The organism is Citricoccus sp. (assembly GCF_035445025.1).
Lineage (GTDB): Bacteria > Actinomycetota > Actinomycetes > Actinomycetales > Micrococcaceae > Citricoccus.
On record NZ_DAOMPX010000026.1, the window covers coordinates 23,130 to 40,957 of the forward strand.

The 17,828-nt window shown below is 72.4% G+C and carries 16 protein-coding genes; 2 read left to right on the plus strand and 14 right to left on the minus strand.

Annotation, left to right across the window (positions count from 1 at the left end; genetic code table 11):
- Nucleotides 1-30: 30 nt before the first annotated feature.
- The 11 genes from aroB to PLJ28_RS09800 form a co-directional block, all read right to left on the minus strand.
- Entirely contained in the window at nucleotides 31-1,182 is a 1,152-nt protein-coding gene (gene aroB, locus PLJ28_RS09750) for a 3-dehydroquinate synthase (RefSeq protein WP_183526329.1), read from the minus strand.
- On the minus strand, nucleotides 1,179-1,691 hold the full coding sequence (locus tag PLJ28_RS09755) for a shikimate kinase (protein ID WP_183526332.1): 513 nt from the start codon (nucleotides 1,689-1,691) through the stop codon (nucleotides 1,179-1,181). Before PLJ28_RS09755 ends, aroB begins: the two co-directional genes overlap by 4 nt.
- Before the next feature lie 68 nt (nucleotides 1,692-1,759).
- Nucleotides 1,760-3,001 (minus strand): chorismate synthase, encoded by a 1,242-nt coding sequence (aroC, locus tag PLJ28_RS09760; protein WP_183526335.1) that lies wholly within the window; start codon nucleotides 2,999-3,001, stop codon nucleotides 1,760-1,762.
- Between the two features lie 49 nt (nucleotides 3,002-3,050).
- The gene (locus PLJ28_RS09765) at nucleotides 3,051-3,980 is read right to left on the minus strand and encodes a shikimate dehydrogenase family protein (RefSeq protein ID WP_324590079.1); all 930 of its coding nucleotides are present in this window, start codon (nucleotides 3,978-3,980) and stop codon (nucleotides 3,051-3,053) included.
- Nucleotides 3,973-5,352, minus strand: a complete 1,380-nt coding sequence (gene mltG / locus PLJ28_RS09770) for an endolytic transglycosylase MltG (protein WP_298044247.1) — start codon at nucleotides 5,350-5,352, stop codon at nucleotides 3,973-3,975. Before mltG ends, PLJ28_RS09765 begins: the two co-directional genes overlap by 8 nt.
- Complete coding sequence (ruvX, locus tag PLJ28_RS09775; protein WP_183526344.1) at nucleotides 5,333-5,890, minus strand: Holliday junction resolvase RuvX; 558 nt, start codon at nucleotides 5,888-5,890, stop codon at nucleotides 5,333-5,335. Before ruvX ends, mltG begins: the two co-directional genes overlap by 20 nt.
- Nucleotides 5,887-8,622 (minus strand): alanine--tRNA ligase, encoded by a 2,736-nt coding sequence (gene alaS / locus PLJ28_RS09780; RefSeq protein ID WP_298044249.1) that lies wholly within the window; start codon nucleotides 8,620-8,622, stop codon nucleotides 5,887-5,889. The genes ruvX and alaS overlap by 4 nt, the downstream gene beginning before the upstream one ends.
- Nucleotides 8,619-9,008, minus strand: a complete 390-nt coding sequence (locus tag PLJ28_RS09785; protein WP_298044250.1) for a hypothetical protein — start codon at nucleotides 9,006-9,008, stop codon at nucleotides 8,619-8,621. Before PLJ28_RS09785 ends, alaS begins: the two co-directional genes overlap by 4 nt.
- 160 nt (nucleotides 9,009-9,168) lie before the next feature.
- Complete coding sequence (gene rpsD, locus PLJ28_RS09790) at nucleotides 9,169-9,795, minus strand: 30S ribosomal protein S4 (protein ID WP_010143281.1); 627 nt, start codon at nucleotides 9,793-9,795, stop codon at nucleotides 9,169-9,171.
- 349 nt (nucleotides 9,796-10,144) lie between these two features.
- Nucleotides 10,145-10,654, minus strand: coding sequence for a general stress protein (locus PLJ28_RS09795; protein ID WP_183526354.1), 510 nt, complete (start codon nucleotides 10,652-10,654; stop codon nucleotides 10,145-10,147).
- A 127-nt stretch (nucleotides 10,655-10,781) separates the two neighbouring features.
- Nucleotides 10,782-12,224 (minus strand): replication-associated recombination protein A, encoded by a 1,443-nt coding sequence (locus PLJ28_RS09800; protein ID WP_183526357.1) that lies wholly within the window; start codon nucleotides 12,222-12,224, stop codon nucleotides 10,782-10,784.
- Nucleotides 12,225-12,255: 31 nt separating this feature from the next.
- On the opposite strand from PLJ28_RS09800, the gene dtd reads away from it, so the two are divergent.
- The gene (dtd, locus tag PLJ28_RS09805; RefSeq protein ID WP_183526360.1) at nucleotides 12,256-12,708 is read left to right on the plus strand and encodes a D-aminoacyl-tRNA deacylase; all 453 of its coding nucleotides are present in this window, start codon (nucleotides 12,256-12,258) and stop codon (nucleotides 12,706-12,708) included.
- A gap of 32 nt (nucleotides 12,709-12,740) precedes the next feature.
- Here the strand turns inward: dtd and PLJ28_RS09810 are convergent, their stop codons facing one another.
- A complete protein-coding gene (locus tag PLJ28_RS09810) occupies nucleotides 12,741-12,965 on the minus strand; it encodes a hypothetical protein (RefSeq protein ID WP_183526363.1) in 225 nt (74 codons plus the stop codon).
- On the minus strand, nucleotides 12,962-14,794 hold the full coding sequence (gene aspS, locus PLJ28_RS09815; protein WP_298044252.1) for an aspartate--tRNA ligase: 1,833 nt from the start codon (nucleotides 14,792-14,794) through the stop codon (nucleotides 12,962-12,964). Before aspS ends, PLJ28_RS09810 begins: the two co-directional genes overlap by 4 nt.
- A gap of 168 nt (nucleotides 14,795-14,962) precedes the next feature.
- Between aspS and PLJ28_RS09820 the strand changes: the two genes are divergently transcribed.
- Entirely contained in the window at nucleotides 14,963-16,267 is a 1,305-nt protein-coding gene (locus tag PLJ28_RS09820) for an APC family permease (RefSeq protein WP_324590080.1), read from the plus strand.
- Here the strand turns inward: PLJ28_RS09820 and hisS are convergent.
- Nucleotides 16,254-17,606, minus strand: a complete 1,353-nt coding sequence (gene hisS, locus PLJ28_RS09825) for a histidine--tRNA ligase (protein ID WP_324590081.1) — start codon at nucleotides 17,604-17,606, stop codon at nucleotides 16,254-16,256. The genes PLJ28_RS09820 and hisS overlap by 14 nt on opposite strands.
- Between the last annotated feature and the right edge of the window lie 222 nt (nucleotides 17,607-17,828).

Genomic DNA, 17,828 nt, shown 5'->3' on the forward strand with positions numbered 1-17,828 from the left:
CGACCATTCTAGGCGATGACCGGAGTCCGGTTATTCGGCGATCTCCTGGTAGGTGGCGAACAGCAGCGAGGCGTCCGGGACGTCGTAGGTCGTCGGGCGGGCGAGGCCGTCCAGCAGGACGAAGCGCAGCTGGTCGCCGCGGTTCTTCTTGTCGCGGCGGATGCCGTCGAGCAGCGTCTCCCAGCGCCCGGCCGCGTACGAGGTGGGCAGGCCCAGGGACTGCAGGATGCTGCGGTGCCGGTCGGCGGTGGCGTCGTCCAGCCGTCCGACGGAGCGGGCGAGCTCGGCCGCGAAGACCATGCCGACGGAGACGGCCGCCCCGTGGCGCCACTGGTAGCGCTCGGCCAGTTCGATCGCGTGGCCCAGGGTGTGCCCGTAGTTGAGCATCTCCCGCAGCCCCGCCTCGCGCAGGTCCTGGGAGACCACCTCGGCCTTGACGCTGATGGAGCGCTCGATCAGCTCCCGCAGCTGGGCCGAGTGGGGGTTCTGGGCCTGCTGCGGCGAGGACTCGATGACGTCCAGGATCGTCGGGTCGGCGATGAACCCGCACTTGACCACCTCGGCGAGCCCGGAGACGAGTTCGTTCGGCGGCAGGGTCAGCAGGGTGTCGAGGTCGGCCAGGACGCCGGCCGGCGGGTGGAACGCGCCGACCAGGTTCTTGCCCTCGGCGGTGTTGATCCCGGTCTTCCCGCCCACGGCGGCGTCCACCATGCCCAGCAGGGTGGTGGGGATGTGCACGACCCGTACGCCGCGCAGCCAGGTGGCGGCCACGAACCCGGCGACGTCGGTCACCGAGCCGCCGCCCACCGCGACGATCGCGTCCGAGCGGGTGAAGTCGTTCTGGCCCAGCACCTGCCAGCAGAACGCGGCGACCTGGATGTGCTTGCCCTCCTCGGCGTCCGGGATCTCCGCGGTCAGGGCGGTGTAGCCGGCCGTCTCCAGGTCCGCCTTGACCACGTCACCGGTGGCCCGCAGCGCGCGCGGGTGGATGACCAGGACGCGGCGCACGCCGGCACCGAGCATCTCCGGCAGCCGGGCCAGCAGCCCCTTGCCCACGACGACGTCGTACCCGCCGGAGGCCGCGGCCCCGGATCCACCCGAGACGGGGATGACGGTGGCGTCATCGGCAGCCGGAGTGGGAGTCCCGGGCGTAGCGGCCTGCGGCACGTTCGGTTCGGTCATGGATGGACAGCTCCTGGGGTGGGGGAAACGGATTCGGCCTCGCGCACGAGGCGGATGATGGTCTGGGCCAGTTCGTCGGCCGACCGGTCGGTGGTGTCCACCGTCCAGTCCGACACCTCACGGTACAGTGCCTCGCGCTCGGACAGGATGCGCCGCCACGTGCGACCGGGGTCACCCGCCAGCACCGGGCGGCCCTCACCGCCGCCGACCCGGCGCAGCGCGACGGCCTCGTCGACCGTCAGGTAGACCACGTGCGACCCGGCCAGCCGGGACCGGGTCAGCGCGCTGAGCACGGCGCCTCCGCCGAGCGAGAGCACGCAGGGCTCGGCGCCGCTGATCGCCTGGCCGATCACGTCCTCCTCGGCCTGTCGGAAGGCCGGCTCGCCGTGGCGTGCGAAGTAGTCCGGGATCGGTCCGTGGGCGGACTCGAAGAGCTCGTCCGCGTCGAGCCGGGCCAGGCCGAGGGAACGGGCCAGGACGGTGCCGACCGTCGACTTCCCGGATCCCATGGGGCCGACCAGCACGATGCGCTGACGGGGGAACCGCTCCGGTGCGCCAGCCGGGACTGGTCCGGGCGTCACTGCAGCGGATCGCCCATCGGCGCCTCGGCAGCGGAGACCCCGGTGGGCTCCGGTGCGGGCAGGGGCTCGAGGGCCGCCACGAAGTTGTCCAGGTTCCGCCGGGTCTCGGCGACCGAGTCCCCGCCGAACTTCTCCAGGACGGCCTGGGCGAGGACGAGGGCGACCATGGCCTCCGCGACGACGCCCGCGGCCGGGACGGCGCAGACGTCCGAGCGCTGGTGATGGGCCCGGGTGTCCTGTCCGGTGGCGGTGTCCACGGTCTTCAGGGCGCGGGGCACGGTGGCGATCGGCTTCATGCCGGCGCGGACGCGGACCACTCCCCCGGTGCTCATGCCGCCCTCGATGCCCCCGGCGCGGTTCGAGGTGCGCAGCGGGTGGCCGTCCTGGCCCCGGATGATCTCGTCATGGGCGGCGGTGCCGCGGCGGGCTGCGGTGGTGAAGCCGTCCCCGACCTCCACGCCCTTGATGGCCTGGATGCCCATGAGGGCGGCGGACAACCGGGAGTCCAGCCGACGGTCCCAGTGGACGTGGCTGCCCAGCCCCACGGGCACACCGTAGGCCAGGACCTCGACGACGCCGCCGAGGGTCTCACCCTCCTTGTGGGCGGCGTCCACCTCGGCCACCATCGCGTCGGAGGTCAGTTGGTCGAAGCAGCGCAACGGGTCGGCGTCCAGCGCCACCACGTCGTCCGGGCCCGGCAGTGCCGAGTCCTCCGGCACCGAGACGGTGCCGACCGCCGTGGTGTGCGAGACGGTCCGGATGCCCAGCTGCGCCAGGAAGGAGCCGGCCACCGTGCCCAGTGCCACGCGGGCGGCGGTCTCGCGGGCCGAGGCCCGCTCGAGCAGCGGGCGGGCCTCGGCGAAGCCGTACTTCTGCATGCCCGCGAGGTCGGCGTGACCGGGCCGCGGGCGGGTGAGGGCGGCGTTGCGCGCCAGGCCCTCCAGCTCCTCGGCGTCCACGGGATCGGCCGACATGACCTTCTCCCACTTGGGCCACTCGGTGTTGCCGATCTCGATCGCCACGGGCGAGCCGAGCGTGGAGCCGTGGCGGACGCCGCCGAGCAGCGTCACCTGGTCCTGCTCGAACTTCATCCGGGCCCCTCGGCCGTAGCCGAGCCGGCGGCGCGCGAGGGCCTCCTGGACCATGGCGGTCGTCAGGGGGATGCCCGCGGGCAGCCCTTCGATGATTCCAACGAGTGCGGGCCCATGTGATTCGCCCGCTGTCAACCAGCGCACCATGGACTTGATTCTCTCACGCACCGCCGGGCGCGCCGGACGGTGTGACGGATCAGGACCCGGCCGGCGGCGCGGGCTCTCGCGCGGGCAGGCCGATCGACGCGGCCATCGCACCGGTGACGGCGGCCCAGTCGGGTTTGGCCGTGCCCGTCCGGACGCGGGCCGTGAAGAGGCGGACCTGCTCGACGGCCTGGTACAGCAGCATCTCCAGCCCGCTGACGACGTCCCCGCCGCGACCGGACCAGGCCGCGGCCAGGGCCGAGGGCCATGGGTCGTAGGCGGCGTCCAGCAGGGGCGGCAGCCCCCGCGTGCCGGCGGGGCCGGCGGCGGCCAGCGCCGCCGCGGTCGGGTCGGCGGCACGGGGCGGCAGCGTGGAGACGACCGCGCGGAACCCGGGCGCCGAGACCGGGAAGTCCGCCAGGGTGCGCACCGCGGCCTCCAGGCCGAAGGCGCGCGCCAGCGTCACCTGCCCCACGGCCCGGTCCGGGTTCCGCACGAAGACCTCGATCCCGTCCAGTCCCAGCTGCGCGGCGGCGGCGATGGCCGCCGCGGCCGTGCCCCCACCGCCCAGGATGCCCATCCGGCCACCCGTGGCACGCCGGTCGAATCCGGCGGCGGCGAGGGACCGGACGATGCCGTCGACATCCGTGTTGTGGCCGGACAACGAGCCGTCGGCCCCACGGACGACCGTGTTGAGCACGCCGAGCCGTTCCACGCGGGGCGAGACCGAGTCCATGAGCCCGACCATCGGGGCCTTCAGGGGCATCGTCACGGACAGGCCGAGCCAGTCCGCCCCCGACGCGGCCGCGTCACCGAGCCCGGCCACGAATCCGGACAGGTGTTCCGGCGTGACGTCGTGGGCCCGGTAGTCGATGTCCAGGCCCAGGACGCGATAGGCCGCCGCGTGCAGGTCCGGGGACTTCGAGTGGGCGATGGGATGCCCGAGCACGCCCGCGTTCCAGCGGTGCACCGGTTCAGCCACAGATCTCCTTGTTCTCGGCACAGTAGTCCCGGTACTCCTGCTGGTACGTCCGGTGGGTGGCGTAGTCCCGGGCGAACTTCGTCTCACCAGTCTCGATGTTCGTGGTCACCCAGTAGTAGAACTCGTTGTCCTCCGGGCTGGACGCGGCATCGATCGCCTCCGTGGACGGCGCGCCGATCGGTCCGGGGGGAAGGCCGCGGTGGACGTAGGTGTTGTACTCGTTCGAGGCGTCCTCCTTCTCCTCCTGGGTGAACTGGAGCTGGCGCTGGCCCAGTCCGTAGATCACGGTCGCGTCGATCTGCAGCTTGCCGTCGGTCTCCGGATTGTCCGGGTGCAGGCGGTTCTCGATGATCCCGGCCACCGTGGCGTAGTCCTTCGGCAGCGCCTCCGCCTCGAGGATCGAGGCGATCGTGAGCGTGCGGAGCTGCTCGGCCTCGTCGGTCACGCCGTCCGCCTCCAGGGTGGCGAAGGTCGGTTCGGTCAGCAGGGTGAGGATCTCGGCCGGTTCTGCCTCGATGTCGAAGCGGTACTCCCCCGGCGCCAGGTAGCCCTCGAGGCTGGGCGCCGTCTCGGGCAGCCCGAACTCCGTGGGATCCTTCGCCGCGGCCTCGAGGTCCTCCACCGGGATGCCCGTGGAGGTGGAGATCGCCTCGAAGGCCTCGTTCAGTCGCATGCCCCGGTTGATGGCCACGTAGTGGACCTGGCCCACGCCCTCCCGCTGCAGGATGGCGGCGGCGTCGGAGGCCTTCATCTGCGACCGCAGCGGGTACTCGCCGGGCTGGATGGAGTTCTCCGACCGGGACTGGTTGACCGCCTCGATGAACGCCTCCCGGCTGGCCACGATGTCCTGGTCCTCCAGTCGCGTGCCGATCGCCAGGGCGCCCTCACCCTGGTTCACGGTGAAGACGACCTCCTCACCGCCGGGGCCGGGATAGTCCTTGGCGGCCGGTGAGGGAAGCAGTCCCCGGACCCCCAGGGACAGGCCGACCAGCAGCAGCACGAACACGCCGAAGGCCGAGACCAGGGCGATGTTGCGCCGGCGGCGGCGCTTGCGCCGGGCCTCCCTCTTGGCCTGCTGGCCGGCGTCCTTGGCGCGGTCCGGGTTGATGGTCACCGTCTGGTACCCCTGCCGGCTGGAGGGCCGGACGATGACGGGGGTCGCCGGCGCGCCGTGGACCTCGCCGCGCTGTTCCGGGTACTGGCGGCGGTCCTCGTCCAGGTCCTGGCCGTCCTGGGCGGAGTCGGGGTTGTCCCCGCCCTCGGAGCCATGCCCCCGGGTCTCGGGGTCACTCTCCGCCGCGGACTCGTTCCCGGGCTGGGCGTCCGCCGACGCGCCGGTGTCCTCGGGGTCTTCAGGAGTCAGGTTGGTCACGCGTGACGTCCTCTCCTTCGTTCGGATCACCGGCAGGGATGGGGACGGGACGACCCGCGTCCCGCTGGAGTGATTGTTGCATAGTCAAGGCCTGCTCAAGGATCTGCACCGCGGCGACCTGGTCCACGACCTCACGGTGCTGCCGGCTGTTCCGGCCGGCCTCGTGCAACTGCCGGTGGGCGGTCACCGTGCTCAGCCGTTCATCGATCAGGCGGACTCCGGCGCGGCTGCCGGCCCGGAACAGCTCCGCAGCCAGCGCGCCGGCGTAGTCCACGGCGTCCTGGGTGGAGGCGGTGGGGTGCCCCTGCAGGTTGACCGGATGGCCCACGTAGACCGTGACCGCGTCCCGGTCCAGGGCCTCCCGGACGATCATGCGCCGGTCGGACCCCTTCCGCGCGTCGCGCCTAAGGGTCTTCACCGGCGTGGCCAGGATGCCGTCCGGGTCGGAGGCGGCCAGCCCGACGCGCGCGCGCCCGACGTCGACCCCGAGTCGGACGCCACGCGGGAGGACGGGCGGTGGCAGCGGTGCCTCGCTCACGCGCCCGCGGCGCCCGCGGTCGGGACGGTCGCGACGATGGACTGCCTCACGGCCTCGAGTGCCTCGAGGATCCGGGTGGTGTCCTGGCCGCCGCCCTGGGCGACGTCGTCCTTGCCACCACCGCCGCCGCCGAGCACGGAGCAGGCGGTCTTCACCAGGGCCCCGGCCTTCAGGCCGGACTCGCGCGCCGCCTGGCTGGTGGCCACGACCACGAGCGGGCGGCCCTTGGCCACACCGGCCAGGACCGCGACGACGGCGGTGCCGGCGGCGTTGCCGCTCGCGTTCTCGAGCCGGGAGCGCAGGTCCAGCGCCAGCGTCCGCAGTTCGTCGCCCGAACCGACCTGGCCGGCGTCGTGGGCCAGCACCTTCACGCCCGAGATGTCCACGGCCTTGTCGAGCAGGCGACCGGCCTCGGCCTGCAGTTGCGCGGCCCGCAGGGCGGCCAGTTCCTTCTCGATCTCCTTGAGCCGGCCCAGGGTGGCGGCCACGCGGTCCCGCACCTGGTCGGCCGGGACCTTGAGCATGCCGGTCAGCTCGTTGACGAGGGTCCGCTCGGTGGCCAGGTGGCGGAAGGCGTCGAGGCCGACGAGGGCCTCCACGCGGCGGTTGCCGGAGCCGACGGACTGCTCGCCGAGCAGGGCCAGGGAGCCGATCTCCGCGGTGGCGCCCACGTGGGTGCCGCCGCAGAGCTCGCGCGACCAGGCGCCGTTGACCTCGACCACGCGCACGCGGTCCCCGTACTTCTCGCCGAACAGGCTCATCGCCCCGAGCTCGCGTGCCTCGGACAGGGACATCTCCTGGGTGAGCACCGGGTAATTGTCCCGGATGGCGACGTTGGAGACGTCCTCGACCTCGGTGCGGGCCATCTCGGACATCGCCTCGCCCCAGCGGAAGTCGAAGCGCAGGTAGCCCTCCTTGTTGAAGGACCCGGACTGGGTGGCCTCGGGACCGAGGACCTGGTGCAACGCGGCGTGCACGATGTGCGTGCCGGTGTGGGCCTTCTGGGCGTCCAGGCGGCGCTGCAGGTCGATGGCCCCGACGGCCGTGGCGCCCGCGGGCACCTCGCCCTGCCGCACCCTGACCCGGTGCACGCTCAGCCCCCTCAGCGGGGCCTGGACGTCGAGGACCTCCAGGACGAACCCGTCGCCGGTGATCAGGCCGGTGTCCGCGGCCTGGCCGCCGGACTCCGCGTAGAACGGCGTGGCGTCCAGGACCAGTTCGAGCTCCTGGCCCGCGGTCGCCGAGGCGACCTGCCGGCCCCCGGCGAGCAGTCCGCGGATCCGGGACTCGGTGGTGTGCTCGGTGTACCCGGTGAAGACGGTGTCTCCCTCGGCGACCAGCTCGCGGTAGGCGGAGGCGTCCACGTGGCCGGACTTCTTGGACTTGGCGTCCTGCCGGGCACGGTCGCGCTGCTCGGCCATCAGGCTCCGGAAGCCCTCCTCGTCCACGCTGACCCCGGCCTCGGCGGCCATCTCGAGGGTCAGGTCGATCGGGAAGCCGTAGGTGTCGTGCAGCTCGAACGCGTCGGCGCCGGAGATGCCCGGGCGTTCGGGATCCTGGACCCGGGCGGAGGCCACGGCACCGTCCATGCGGGCGGTGCCGGCGGTGATGGTCCGCAGGAAGGCCTTCTCCTCGTTGTAGGCGATCCGCGAGATGCGCTCGAAGTCGCGACCGACCTCGGGGTAGGTGCCCACCATGGCGTCCCGGGACACGGGCAGCAGCTCGGGCAGCACCGGGTCGGTGACGCCCATCAGCCGCATCGCGCGCACTGCGCGGCGGATCAGCCGGCGCAGCACGTAGCCGCCGGCCTCGTTGCCCGGCACCACGCCGTCGGTGATGAGCATCAGCGCGGAGCGCACGTGGTCGGCGATCATCCGCAGCCGGACGTCGTCGGCGTAGTGCGGGTCCCGGGGGTCCTCGGTGGAGGTGTACTCACGGCCGGCCAGCTCGGCGGCGCGGTCCAGGACGGGACGGACCTGGTCCGTCTCGTACATGTTCTCCACGCCCTGCAGGACCATCGCCAGGCGCTCCAGGCCCAGCCCGGTGTCGATGTTCCGGTTCGCCAGTTCCCCGGCGACGTCGAAGTCCTCCTTGGTGCGCACCGTGGAGAGCTGGTACTGCATGAAGACCAGGTTCCAGATCTCCATGTAGCGGTTGTCGTCCGCGGCGGGACCGCCCTCGACCCCGTACTCGGGCCCGCGGTCGTAGAAGATCTCCGAGCAGGGACCGCCGGGACCGGGCTGGCCGGTGTTCCAGTAGTTGTCGGCCTTGCCCATGCGCTGGATGCGACCGGCGGGCACGCCCACCTCATCCCGCCAGATCCGCTCGGCCTCGTCGTCCTCCTCGTAGACGGTGATCCAGAGCCGCTCCGGGTCCAGGCCGTAGCCGCCCTCCTCGCGGGAACTGGTCAGCAGCTCCCAGGCGAAGGGGATGGCCTGCTCCTTGAAGTAGTCGCCGAAGGAGAAGTTGCCGCACATCTGGAAGAAGGTGCCGTGCCGGACCGTCTTGCCGACCTCCTCGATGTCCGCGGTGCGGATGCACTTCTGGACGGTGGCCGCGCGGGGGTACGGCGGGGTCTCCTGCCCGAGGAAGTAGGGGATGAAGGGGACCATGCCGGCGATCGTGAACAGCAACGACGGGTCCGGGGAGACCAGGGAGGCCGAGGGGACGACGGTGTGGTCCTTCTTCTCGAAGAACTCCAGCCAGCGGCTGGCGATTTCCTGGGACTTCATGACTGCTTCCGTGAGTCGGGGCGGGTGGACCGGCCGGCGGTGCCGGACGCGGCGGGGGCGGAGGTGGCGGTGCCGGGGATGGTCTCGTGGGCTGCGGCCGGGACATCCCCGGCCGTGGTCCGCGGCGCGGCACCGGCCAGCGTGGAGGACACGGTCTTCCAGGCCGGTACCTCCTCGCGCAGCTGATAGGCGAAGGACCGGGCGCTGGCGGCCAGGGCGGTGGCCGCGGCCTGGCCGGCGTTGCGGCCGATGTTCTCCGGGTTCAGGGTGTTCCGGAGCGTCTCCTCGGCCTTGAGGGCGGCGGCATCGCGGCCCTTGCTGTAGGCGGTGTGGCCGAGCCATCCGGCCGCGGCGCCGACGCCCAGCAGCAGTACGCGCTTGATCACGACAGGTCCTTTCCGGAGGGGTGACTGGTCTACCTTACCGGTGGCGTGGGCCGGACGCTGAAACCGGCACGGGCGCACGGCCGCGGGACCGCGTGCACCCCCGTTAACGCCGAGGACCCGGCCTCCCCTCGGGGAGACCGGGTCCTGCGTCACGTGCGGATCAGCGCGCGTAGTACTCGACCACGAGGTTCTCCTCGCAGGTCACGGGGACCTCGGAGCGCTTGGGGCGGCGGACCAGCTTGGCCTGCAGCTTGTCGATCTCGACGTCCAGGTAACCCGGGACGGTCGGCAGGACCTCCTGGTGGGCACCGGTGGCGGAGATCTGGAACGGGACCATCTTCTCGGAGCGGGAGTGCACGTGGATCAGCTGGCCCTCCTTCACGCGGAAGGACGGACGGTCCACGCGGGCGCCGTTGACCATGATGTGGCGGTGCACGACCATCTGGCGGGCCTGGGCGATGGTGCGGGCGAAGCCGGCGCGCAGCACCAGGGCGTCCAGGCGCATCTCGAGCAGCTCGACCAGGTTCTCACCGGTCAGGCCCTCGGTGCGCTTGGCCTCTTCGAAGTAGCGGCGCATCTGCGCCTCACGGATGTTGTACTGGGCGCGCAGGCGCTGCTTTTCCTTCAGGCGGACCGAGTAGTCGGAGTCTGCCTTGCGACGGGCACGGCCGTGCTGGCCGGGGCCGTACGGACGGCGCTCCATGTACTTCTCGGCCTTGGGGGTCAGGGCGATGCCGAGGGCGCGCGAGTGGCGCACGGTACGGCGCGAACGGAGGTTGGAAGCCACGAGGGACCTTTCTTGTCAGGCGGCACGGTTCTGGTGTGATCTCCGGTCCAGGCACAGGTGGGGACTCCCACGGTGTGACAAGTACAGACCGGAACCTGGCCTCCGTCGCGTCCTGCGGAGAGCTGAGGGGCATGCCGCTGCCCGTCATCGCTGCAGCGCCGCACGTCGGCGGTCCGCAGGAGCGGACCGGCCGGGACGGGACCTGCGGTGACCGCGGCCACGAGGACCGGTCCACCACGGGGGAATGCTGGCGGCGCTTGCCAGACAGCGGACTACTCTACCAGTTCCCGGGGGCCGTCCGTGCCGGCACCGTGCGGGGCGGCCGGGCTCATCTCAGCTCGGGCGCCCCTCAGCCCCGGGGGGTCTCGGGCATCGGCCGGCCCTCCGCCACCTGGGCGGCCTGGGCGACGTGCGAGGCCTCCACCAGCACGTCGTAGGACTCGGCCTCCATCACCTGGACCGAGGAGAAGTCGCGCTTGCCGCGGGTCGCGGCGTGGCCGATGGCCCCGAAGATCGCCCCCCAGACGGCACCGAAGCCCACGGCCAGCAGGATCATCAGCAGGCCGGACTCCGGGGCGAAGATCACGAACAGGATGCCGATCATCAGGCCGAACCACAGGCCGCCGAGGGCACCCTGGCCGGCGGCCCGGGCGGTGGTCAGCCGTCCCGTGATCTGCTCGACCGAGCGCAGCCCGGTGCCCACGATCCGCGTCTTCTCCACCGGGAAGCCGCCGTCCGACAACCGGTCCACGAGTTCCTGGGCCTGTTCGTACGTGGTCACGGTCTTGAGGATGCGGTAGTCGACCTCCGCGGTGTTGGGCACCAGGCGGGACGCGGGGTTGTTGGCGGGAGTGGTCATGGGACGGCCTCCGGTTTCCCCGGGCCGCTGGGAGGACTGTCCCGGACCCGGACGGTGCGGACAGGATCGACTCCATCCTAGGTCCGGCCGGGCCCCCGGGGCGCGGGTGCGTCCACCGGGAGCGGTGTCAGCCCTCGGCGCCCTGCTCGTCGGGCTTGCGCGCAGGGGGCGGCGTGCCGCGGATGATGGACCGCAGGCTCTGCACCCGGTCCCCCAGGTTCCGCTCCACCCCGTTGCGGGTGGGCCGGTAGTAGTCCTTGCCCTGCAACGGGTCCGGGGCGTACTGCTGGCGCGCCACCCCGTGCGGAGCGTCGTGGGAGTAGACGTACCCCCTTCCGTGGCCGAGACCGGCGGCACCCGGGTAGTGGGCGTCGCGCAGGTGCGCGGGCACCTCGCCGGACAGTCCGGCGCGGACGTCGGCCACGGCCTCGTTGATGGCGGTGTAGGAGGCGTTGGACTTCGGGGCGGTGGCCAGGTGCACCACCGCCTCGGCGAGCACGAGCCGGCCCTCGGGCATGCCGATGAGCTGGACGGCCTGCGCCGCGGCGACCGCGGTCTGCAGCGCGGTGGGGTCGGCCATGCCGACGTCCTCCGAGGCCGAGATGATCAGCCGGCGGGCGATGAACCGGGGGTCCTCCCCCGCCTCGAGCATGCGGGCCAGGTAGTGCAGGGAGGCGTCCACGTCCGAGCCGCGGATGGACTTGATGAAGGCGCTGATGACGTCGTAGTGCTGGTCGCCGGCCTTGTCGTAGCGCAGCACCGCGCGGTCCATGGCCTGGGCGGCGTCCTCCACGGTGATCGTGGGGGTGCCGTCCTCCTCCCGGCGGTCCAGCGCCACACCGGCACTGGCCTCCAGCGTGGTCAGCGCGCGCCGGGCATCGCCCTGGGCCATCCGCACCAGGTACTCCCGGGCCTCCTCGGCCAGCGCCACCGTGCCGTTCAGGCCGCGCTCGTCCGTCACGGCGCGGTCCAGCAGGTCCCCGATGTCCGCGTCCGTCAGGGGCTTGAGGGTCAGCAGCAGCGACCGGGACAGCAGCGGCGCCACGACCGAGAAGGAGGGGTTCTCCGTGGTCGCGGCCACGAGCACCACCCAGCGGTTCTCCACGCCCGGCAGCAGCGCGTCCTGCTGGGCCTTGTTGAAGCGGTGGATCTCGTCCAGGAACAGCACGGTCGTCCGGCCGTAGAGGTCGCGGTCGTCCAGGGCGCGGTCCATGACCGCCCGGACGTCCTTAACGCCGGAGTTGATGGCCGACAGCTCGACGAAGGTGCGTCCGGGACCGCGGGCGATCACGTGGGCCAGCGTGGTCTTGCCGGTTCCCGGGGGCCCGTACAGGATCAACGACGACGGCCCGGCGCCCGAGCCGCGGCCGGCACCGGCGCCCTCGGCCAGCTTGCGCAACGGCGACCCAGTGTGGAGCAGGTGCTGCTGGCCGACCACCTCGTCCACGGACCTCGGCCGCATCCGCACCGCCAGCGGGGCGCCCGGGCGCGCCCGGACGGCCTCGGAGGCGCCGTCGTCGGGCTCCTCGGCGTCACCGGAACCGCTGAGGGCACTGAACAGATCACTCACCGCTCCAGCCTAGATGAGCCACCATGGAGGCATGAGAGCACTCCTGCAGCGCACCACGTCCGCCTCCGTCACGGTCGACGGCGAGGTGGTCGGCCGGCTGGATCGACCGGGGCTGGTGGTCCTGCTGGGCGTGTCCGTGGAGGACACGGAGGCGGAGGCCTGCCAGCTGGCGGCCAAGGTGGCGGGGCTGCGCGTGCTCGACGACGAGCAGTCGCTGCTGAGCGCCGGGGCCGGGGCCCTGGTGGTCAGCCAGTTCACGCTCTACGGGGACGTCCGCAAGGGACGCCGGCCGTCCTGGACCCGGTCGGCACCCGCCGAACTGGCCGAGCCGCTCTACGAGCGGTTCACGGCGGAGCTGGCCGGGCAGGGGATCCACGTCGAACGCGGCGTCTTCGGGGCGATGATGGAGCTGTCCCTGGTCAACTCCGGGCCCTTCACCGTGTGGGTGGACACCGACGACCTGACGGGGTCGCGGCGGGGCTAGCGCCCGGGCGGGCCGGGCGCACCGGCACCCGATCAGCGCCGGCGCGCCGCCCAGATCCGCACGGAGACCACCGCGGCGGTGACTCCCCCGGCCCCCGCGACGAGCCAGCGCAGCAGCATGGGCCACTCGGTCGTGAGGTCGATCAGCATGCTCAGGCCGAACGTCACCACGAGCAGCGGCAGCAGGCGCACCGCCGTGGGCGGGACCACCCGCGGATCGGGGTCCGCGGGGCCCGTGCCGGCCGGCGGCTGCGTCACGCCCGGGCGCCGTCCGCGGCCGGCCCGGCTTCGGCCGGCTGCTGCGGCTCGGGCTTCGCGTCCACGCCGGCCTCCTTGCGCTGCTGCGGGGTGATCGGCGCGGGGGCGGCGGTCAGCGGGTCGTAGCCGTTGCCGGTCTTCGGGAAGGCGATCACCTCGCGGATCGAGTCCGCCCCGGCCAGCAGGGCCACGATGCGGTCCCAGCCGAAGGCGATGCCGCCGTGCGGCGGCGCGCCGTACTTGAAGCCCTCGAGCAGGAACCCGAACTTGGACTGGGCGGACTCCTTGTCCAGGCCCATCAGGTGGAACACCCGCTTCTGGACCTCGGCCTGGTGGATACGGATGGACCCGCCCCCGACCTCGTGGCCGTTCACCACGATGTCGTAGGCGTAGGAGAGCGCGTTCTCGGGGTCCGTGTCGAAGGTGTCGAGGAACTCCGGCTTCGGCGAGGTGAAGGCGTGGTGCACGGCGGTCCAGGCACCCGATCCCACGGCCACGTCACCGGAGGCCACCGCGTCGGCGGCCGGCTCGAACATGGGGGCGTCCACGATCCAGGCGAAGGCCCAGTCGGCCTCGGCCGCGGGGACGTCCGGCCCGGCGTCCTTGACCAGGCCGACGCGGTGGCCGATCTCCACGCGGGCCGCGCCGAGCAGGGCGCGGGAGGGCTTGGCCTCGCCCGCGGCGAAGAAGACGCAGTCCCCGGGCTGCGCGCCGACGGCCCCGGCCAGTCCGGCCTTCTCCGTCTCGGAGATGTTCTTGGAGACCGGGCCGGTCAGCGAGCCGTCCTCCTGCACGAGCACGTAGGCCAGTCCCCGGGCGCCGCGCTGCTTCGCCCACTCCTGCCAGGCGTCCAGGGTCCGGCGCGGCTGCGAGGCCCCGCCGGGCATGACCACGGCGCCCACGTAGGGGGCCTGGAAGACGCGGAACGGGGTGTCCGCGAAGTACTGGGTGAGGTCGGTCAGTTCCAGGCCGAAGCGCAGGTCGGGCTTGTCCGAGCCGTACTTCTCCATGGCCTCCCGGTAGGTCATCCGGCGGATGGGGGTGGGGACGTCCACGCCGACCAGCGACCACACGGCCTTCACGATCCGCTCGCCGAGGGAGATGATGTCGTCCTGCTCCACGAACGAGGCCTCGATGTCCAGCTGGGTGAACTCGGGCTGGCGGTCCGCCCGGAAGTCCTCGTCCCGGTAGCAGCGGGCGATCTGGAAGTACTTCTCGATGCCGCCGACCTGCAGCAGCTGCTTGAACAGCTGCGGGGACTGGGGCAGGGCGTACCAGGAGCCCGGCGCGAGGCGGGCCGGCACCAGGAAGTCCCGGGCGCCCTCCGGGGTGGAACGGGTCAGGGTGGGGGTCTCGACCTCGATGAAGCCCTCGTCGTGCAGCAGGTTGCGCGCGGTGCGGTTCACCTCGGAACGCAGGCGCATGATGCGGGCCGGCTCCGGGCGGCGCAGGTCCAGGTAGCGGTGGCGCAACCGGGCCTCCTCGCCGACCTCGACGTGCTCGTCCACCTGGAAGGGCAGCGGGGCGGCGGTGTTGAGCACGGTCACGGTGTCCGTGATGAGCTCGACCTCGCCCGAGGGCAGGTGCGGGTTCTCGTTGCCCTCCGGCCGGCGCTCCACCGTGCCGGTGACCTGGAGGACGAACTCGTTGCGCAGCGGGTCGAAGTCCTTCTCGTCCCGGACCACGACCTGGGCGAACCCGGACGCGTCCCGCAGGTCCACGAAGGCGACCCCTCCGTGGTCCCGGCGACGGGCCACCCAACCGGTGACGGTGACGTTCTGTCCGATGAGCGAGGCGTTGAGCTCGCCCAGCTGGTGGGTGCGCAGCACGAGGGTCCTTCCGGTCCCGGTTCACCGGGATGTTGGTCTGGTGTCGATCTGGTGTGATAGGTCTTCAGCCGTCAGCACCGCGCGGGCTCGATACGTCCCGCCGCCGTCCGGCTCCGGGGATGATTCTAGTCCGTGGCCCGGGACAGATTCCCCGACGGAGGACACGCCATGCCCCAGACCCACCCCACCGCCGGTCCCCCGGCCGCCCTGCAGCGCCGCCTGGGCCTGCCCGGTGCGATCGTCATCGGCGTCGGGTCGATGGTCGGTGCGGGCGTGTTCACCTCCCTCGGCCTGGCGGCCTCCACCGCGGGGCCGCTCCTGGTGCTCGCCCTGGTCCTGGCCGGTGCCACCGCGTGGGTCAACGCCACGGCCATGGCCCAGCTCGCGGCCGTCCACCCGACCTCCGGTGGGGCCTACGTGTACGGGCGGCGCCAGCTGGGCGAGTGGGCCGGCTTCGTGGCCGGCTGGGGCTTCGTCACCGGCAAGTCCGCCTCCATCGCCGCGATGGCGTACACCCTGGCCCTCTACCTGGTCCCGACGGCGTCCGGGGCCTCGGACCGGACGGCCCGCTGGGTGGCGATCGCCGCCGTCGTGGTGATCACGGGCATCACCCTGCTGGGCATCACCCGCACGGTGCAGGCGACCGTGCTGATCGTGACCCCGGTGCTGGCCCTGCTCGCCGTGTTGATCGTGGCCGGGTTCGTGGGCGTCACGCCCGGCCCCGTCCCGGCTCCCGGCGGGGGCCCGTCCGGTGCGGTGACGGACCCCACCCCGCTGGGGGTGCTGCAGGGCGCCGGGCTGCTGTTCTTCGCCTTCGCCGGCTACGCGCGCATCGCGACGATGGGCGAGGAGGTGCGCGATCCCCGCCGCACCATCCCCCGGGCCGTCTTCGGTGCGCTGGCGTTCACGCTCGTGCTCTACCTGCTGCTGGCCCTGAGCCTGCAGGCCGTCCTCGGTCTCCAGGGGCTGGGCCAGACCCCCACCGCGGTGCGCGACGCCGTCGAGGTCGTGCTCGGGCCGGACTGGGCGTGGCTGGCCGTGGCCGGGGCGGCGCTGGCCTGCCTGGGCTCGATGCTGAACCTGGCGGCCGGGATCTCCCGGACGGGCCTGGCGATGGCCCGGGAGCGCGACCTGCCGCGTCCGCTGGCGCGGATCTCGGCACGGACGTCCGTGCCGTGGGTCGCCCAGCTCACGGCGGCGGCGGTGGTCATCGTGCTGCTGCTGACCACGGACGTGCTGACCGTCGTGGGGTTCTCCTCCTTCGGCGTGCTGGTGTACTACGCGGTGGCGAACGTCTCCGCCCTCACGCTCACCGAACGCGTGGTGCCGGGCCCCCGGTGGCTGAACCTGCTCGGCGCGGCGGCCTGCCTGCTCCTGGCCTTCACGCTGCCGGTCCAGTCGGTGCTGGTCATGCTCGCGGTCTTCGCCGTGGGCCTGGCCGGCCGGGCCGTGGTGGGGCTCAGGCGCCGGTGACCCGGGGACGCAGGTCCTCCTGCGGCGGCATCCACGATCCCGGGTCGGCCGGGACCTGTTCACCGGAGCGGATGTCCTTGACCTCGTGGACGGTCCGGTCGTCCTCGGTGCGGGTGAACCAGACGAAGGGGATGCCCCGGCGGTCCGCGTACTTGATCTGCTTGCCGAACTTCTCCGCGGAGACCGCCACCTCGGTCGCGATGCCGCGGGAGCGCAGTGCGCGGGCGGTGTCCTGCGCGGCCGACCAGTCGTCGTCGTGGGTCAGGGCGATGTACACGGCGGTGGGCACGGAGCGAGAGGCCGAGGCCATCTGGGTGGAGAACATGCGCATCAGCAGCCGGGTCACGCCGATCGACAGTCCCACGCCCGGGAAGGTGCGGTTGCCCTTGGCGGCCAGGGCGTCGTAGCGGCCGCCGGAGCAGATGGAGCCGAGCTGTTCGTGGCCGGTCAGCACGGTCTCGTAGACGGTGCCGGTGTAGTAGTCCAGGCCGCGGGCGATCGAGAGGTCGGCGACGGCGCGGCCCGGGACCCGGCGGTGCAGTTCACCGACGACGGCGGCCAGTTCCTCGAGCCCCTCGTCCAGCAGGGCGTCGGTCACCCCGAGGGCGCGGACCTGCTCCACGAAGGAGGTGTCCTCGGTGCGGATGGCGGCCAGGGACAGGGCCTGGGCCGCCTGGTCGGCGCTGGCGCCCAGTTCGGACTGCAGCAGGCGCGAGACCTCGTCGGGGCCGATCTTCTCGAGCTTGTCGATGTTGCGCAGCACGCCGGCGGTGTCCGTCAGCCCCAGGCCACGGTAGAAGCCCTCGGCGAGCTTGCGGTTGTTGACCCGGATGGTGAAGTCGCCGATCGGCAGCGCGGCCAGGGCCTCGGCCATCACGAGCGCCACGTCCACGTCGTAGCGGAACGGCAGCGTGCCGTCGCCGACGACGTCGATGTCCGCCTGCGTGAACTCCCGGGCGCGGCCCTCCTGGGGGCGTTCACCGCGCCAGACCTTCTGGATCTGGTACCGGCGGAACGGGAAGGACAGGTGGCCGGCGTTCTCCACGACGTAGCGGGCGAACGGCACCGTGAGGTCGAAGTGCAGGGCCAGCCGGTTGAGGTCCTCCGCCCCGTCGGGGCGTTCGGCAGGATCGCCCTGCAGCCGGGAGACCGCGTAGACCTCCTTGTCGATCTCGCCCTTGCGCAGCAGCTGCCCCAGGGTCTCCACGGCCCGGGTCTCGATCGAGGAGAAGCCGTGCAGCTCGAACGTGGTCCGCAGGGTGTCCAGGACATGCTGCTCAACGATCCGCTCGGCGGGGAGCCATTCATGGAAACCGGACAGGGAAGCCTTGCGGGACATGGACGACCTTTGCGTTGGGACGGGTGCGGTGACGTACCGGCGCGACTCCGGTCAGGCGGGTGCCGCGGGTGTTCGGCATCCCATTCTAGGTCCAGCCGGTACGCTGGACCTGATCGTGTCCAGACGTCCCTGCGGCCGCCAGCCGGTGCAGGGCACCAACAGGGAGTTCCAGCGGTGACGACCAGTCAGCAACCCGACGACCAGCAGACCACCCCCCAGCCG

Coding starts and splice junctions, on each gene's coding strand:
- dtd (WP_183526360.1), top strand. CDS start 12,256: ATGAGAGCACTCCTGCAGCGCACCACGTCCGCCTCCGTCACGGTCGAC.
- PLJ28_RS09820 (WP_324590080.1), top strand. CDS start 14,963: ATGCCCCAGACCCACCCCACCGCCGGTCCCCCGGCCGCCCTGCAGCGC.
- PLJ28_RS09795 (WP_183526354.1), bottom strand. CDS start 10,654: ATGACCACTCCCGCCAACAACCCCGCGTCCCGCCTGGTGCCCAACACC.
- hisS (WP_324590081.1), bottom strand. CDS start 17,606: ATGTCCCGCAAGGCTTCCCTGTCCGGTTTCCATGAATGGCTCCCCGCC.
- aroC (WP_183526335.1), bottom strand. CDS start 3,001: ATGGTGCGCTGGTTGACAGCGGGCGAATCACATGGGCCCGCACTCGTT.
- PLJ28_RS09755 (WP_183526332.1), bottom strand. CDS start 1,691: ATGGGATCCGGGAAGTCGACGGTCGGCACCGTCCTGGCCCGTTCCCTC.
- alaS (WP_298044249.1), bottom strand. CDS start 8,622: ATGAAGTCCCAGGAAATCGCCAGCCGCTGGCTGGAGTTCTTCGAGAAG.
- aroB (WP_183526329.1), bottom strand. CDS start 1,182: ATGACCGAACCGAACGTGCCGCAGGCCGCTACGCCCGGGACTCCCACT.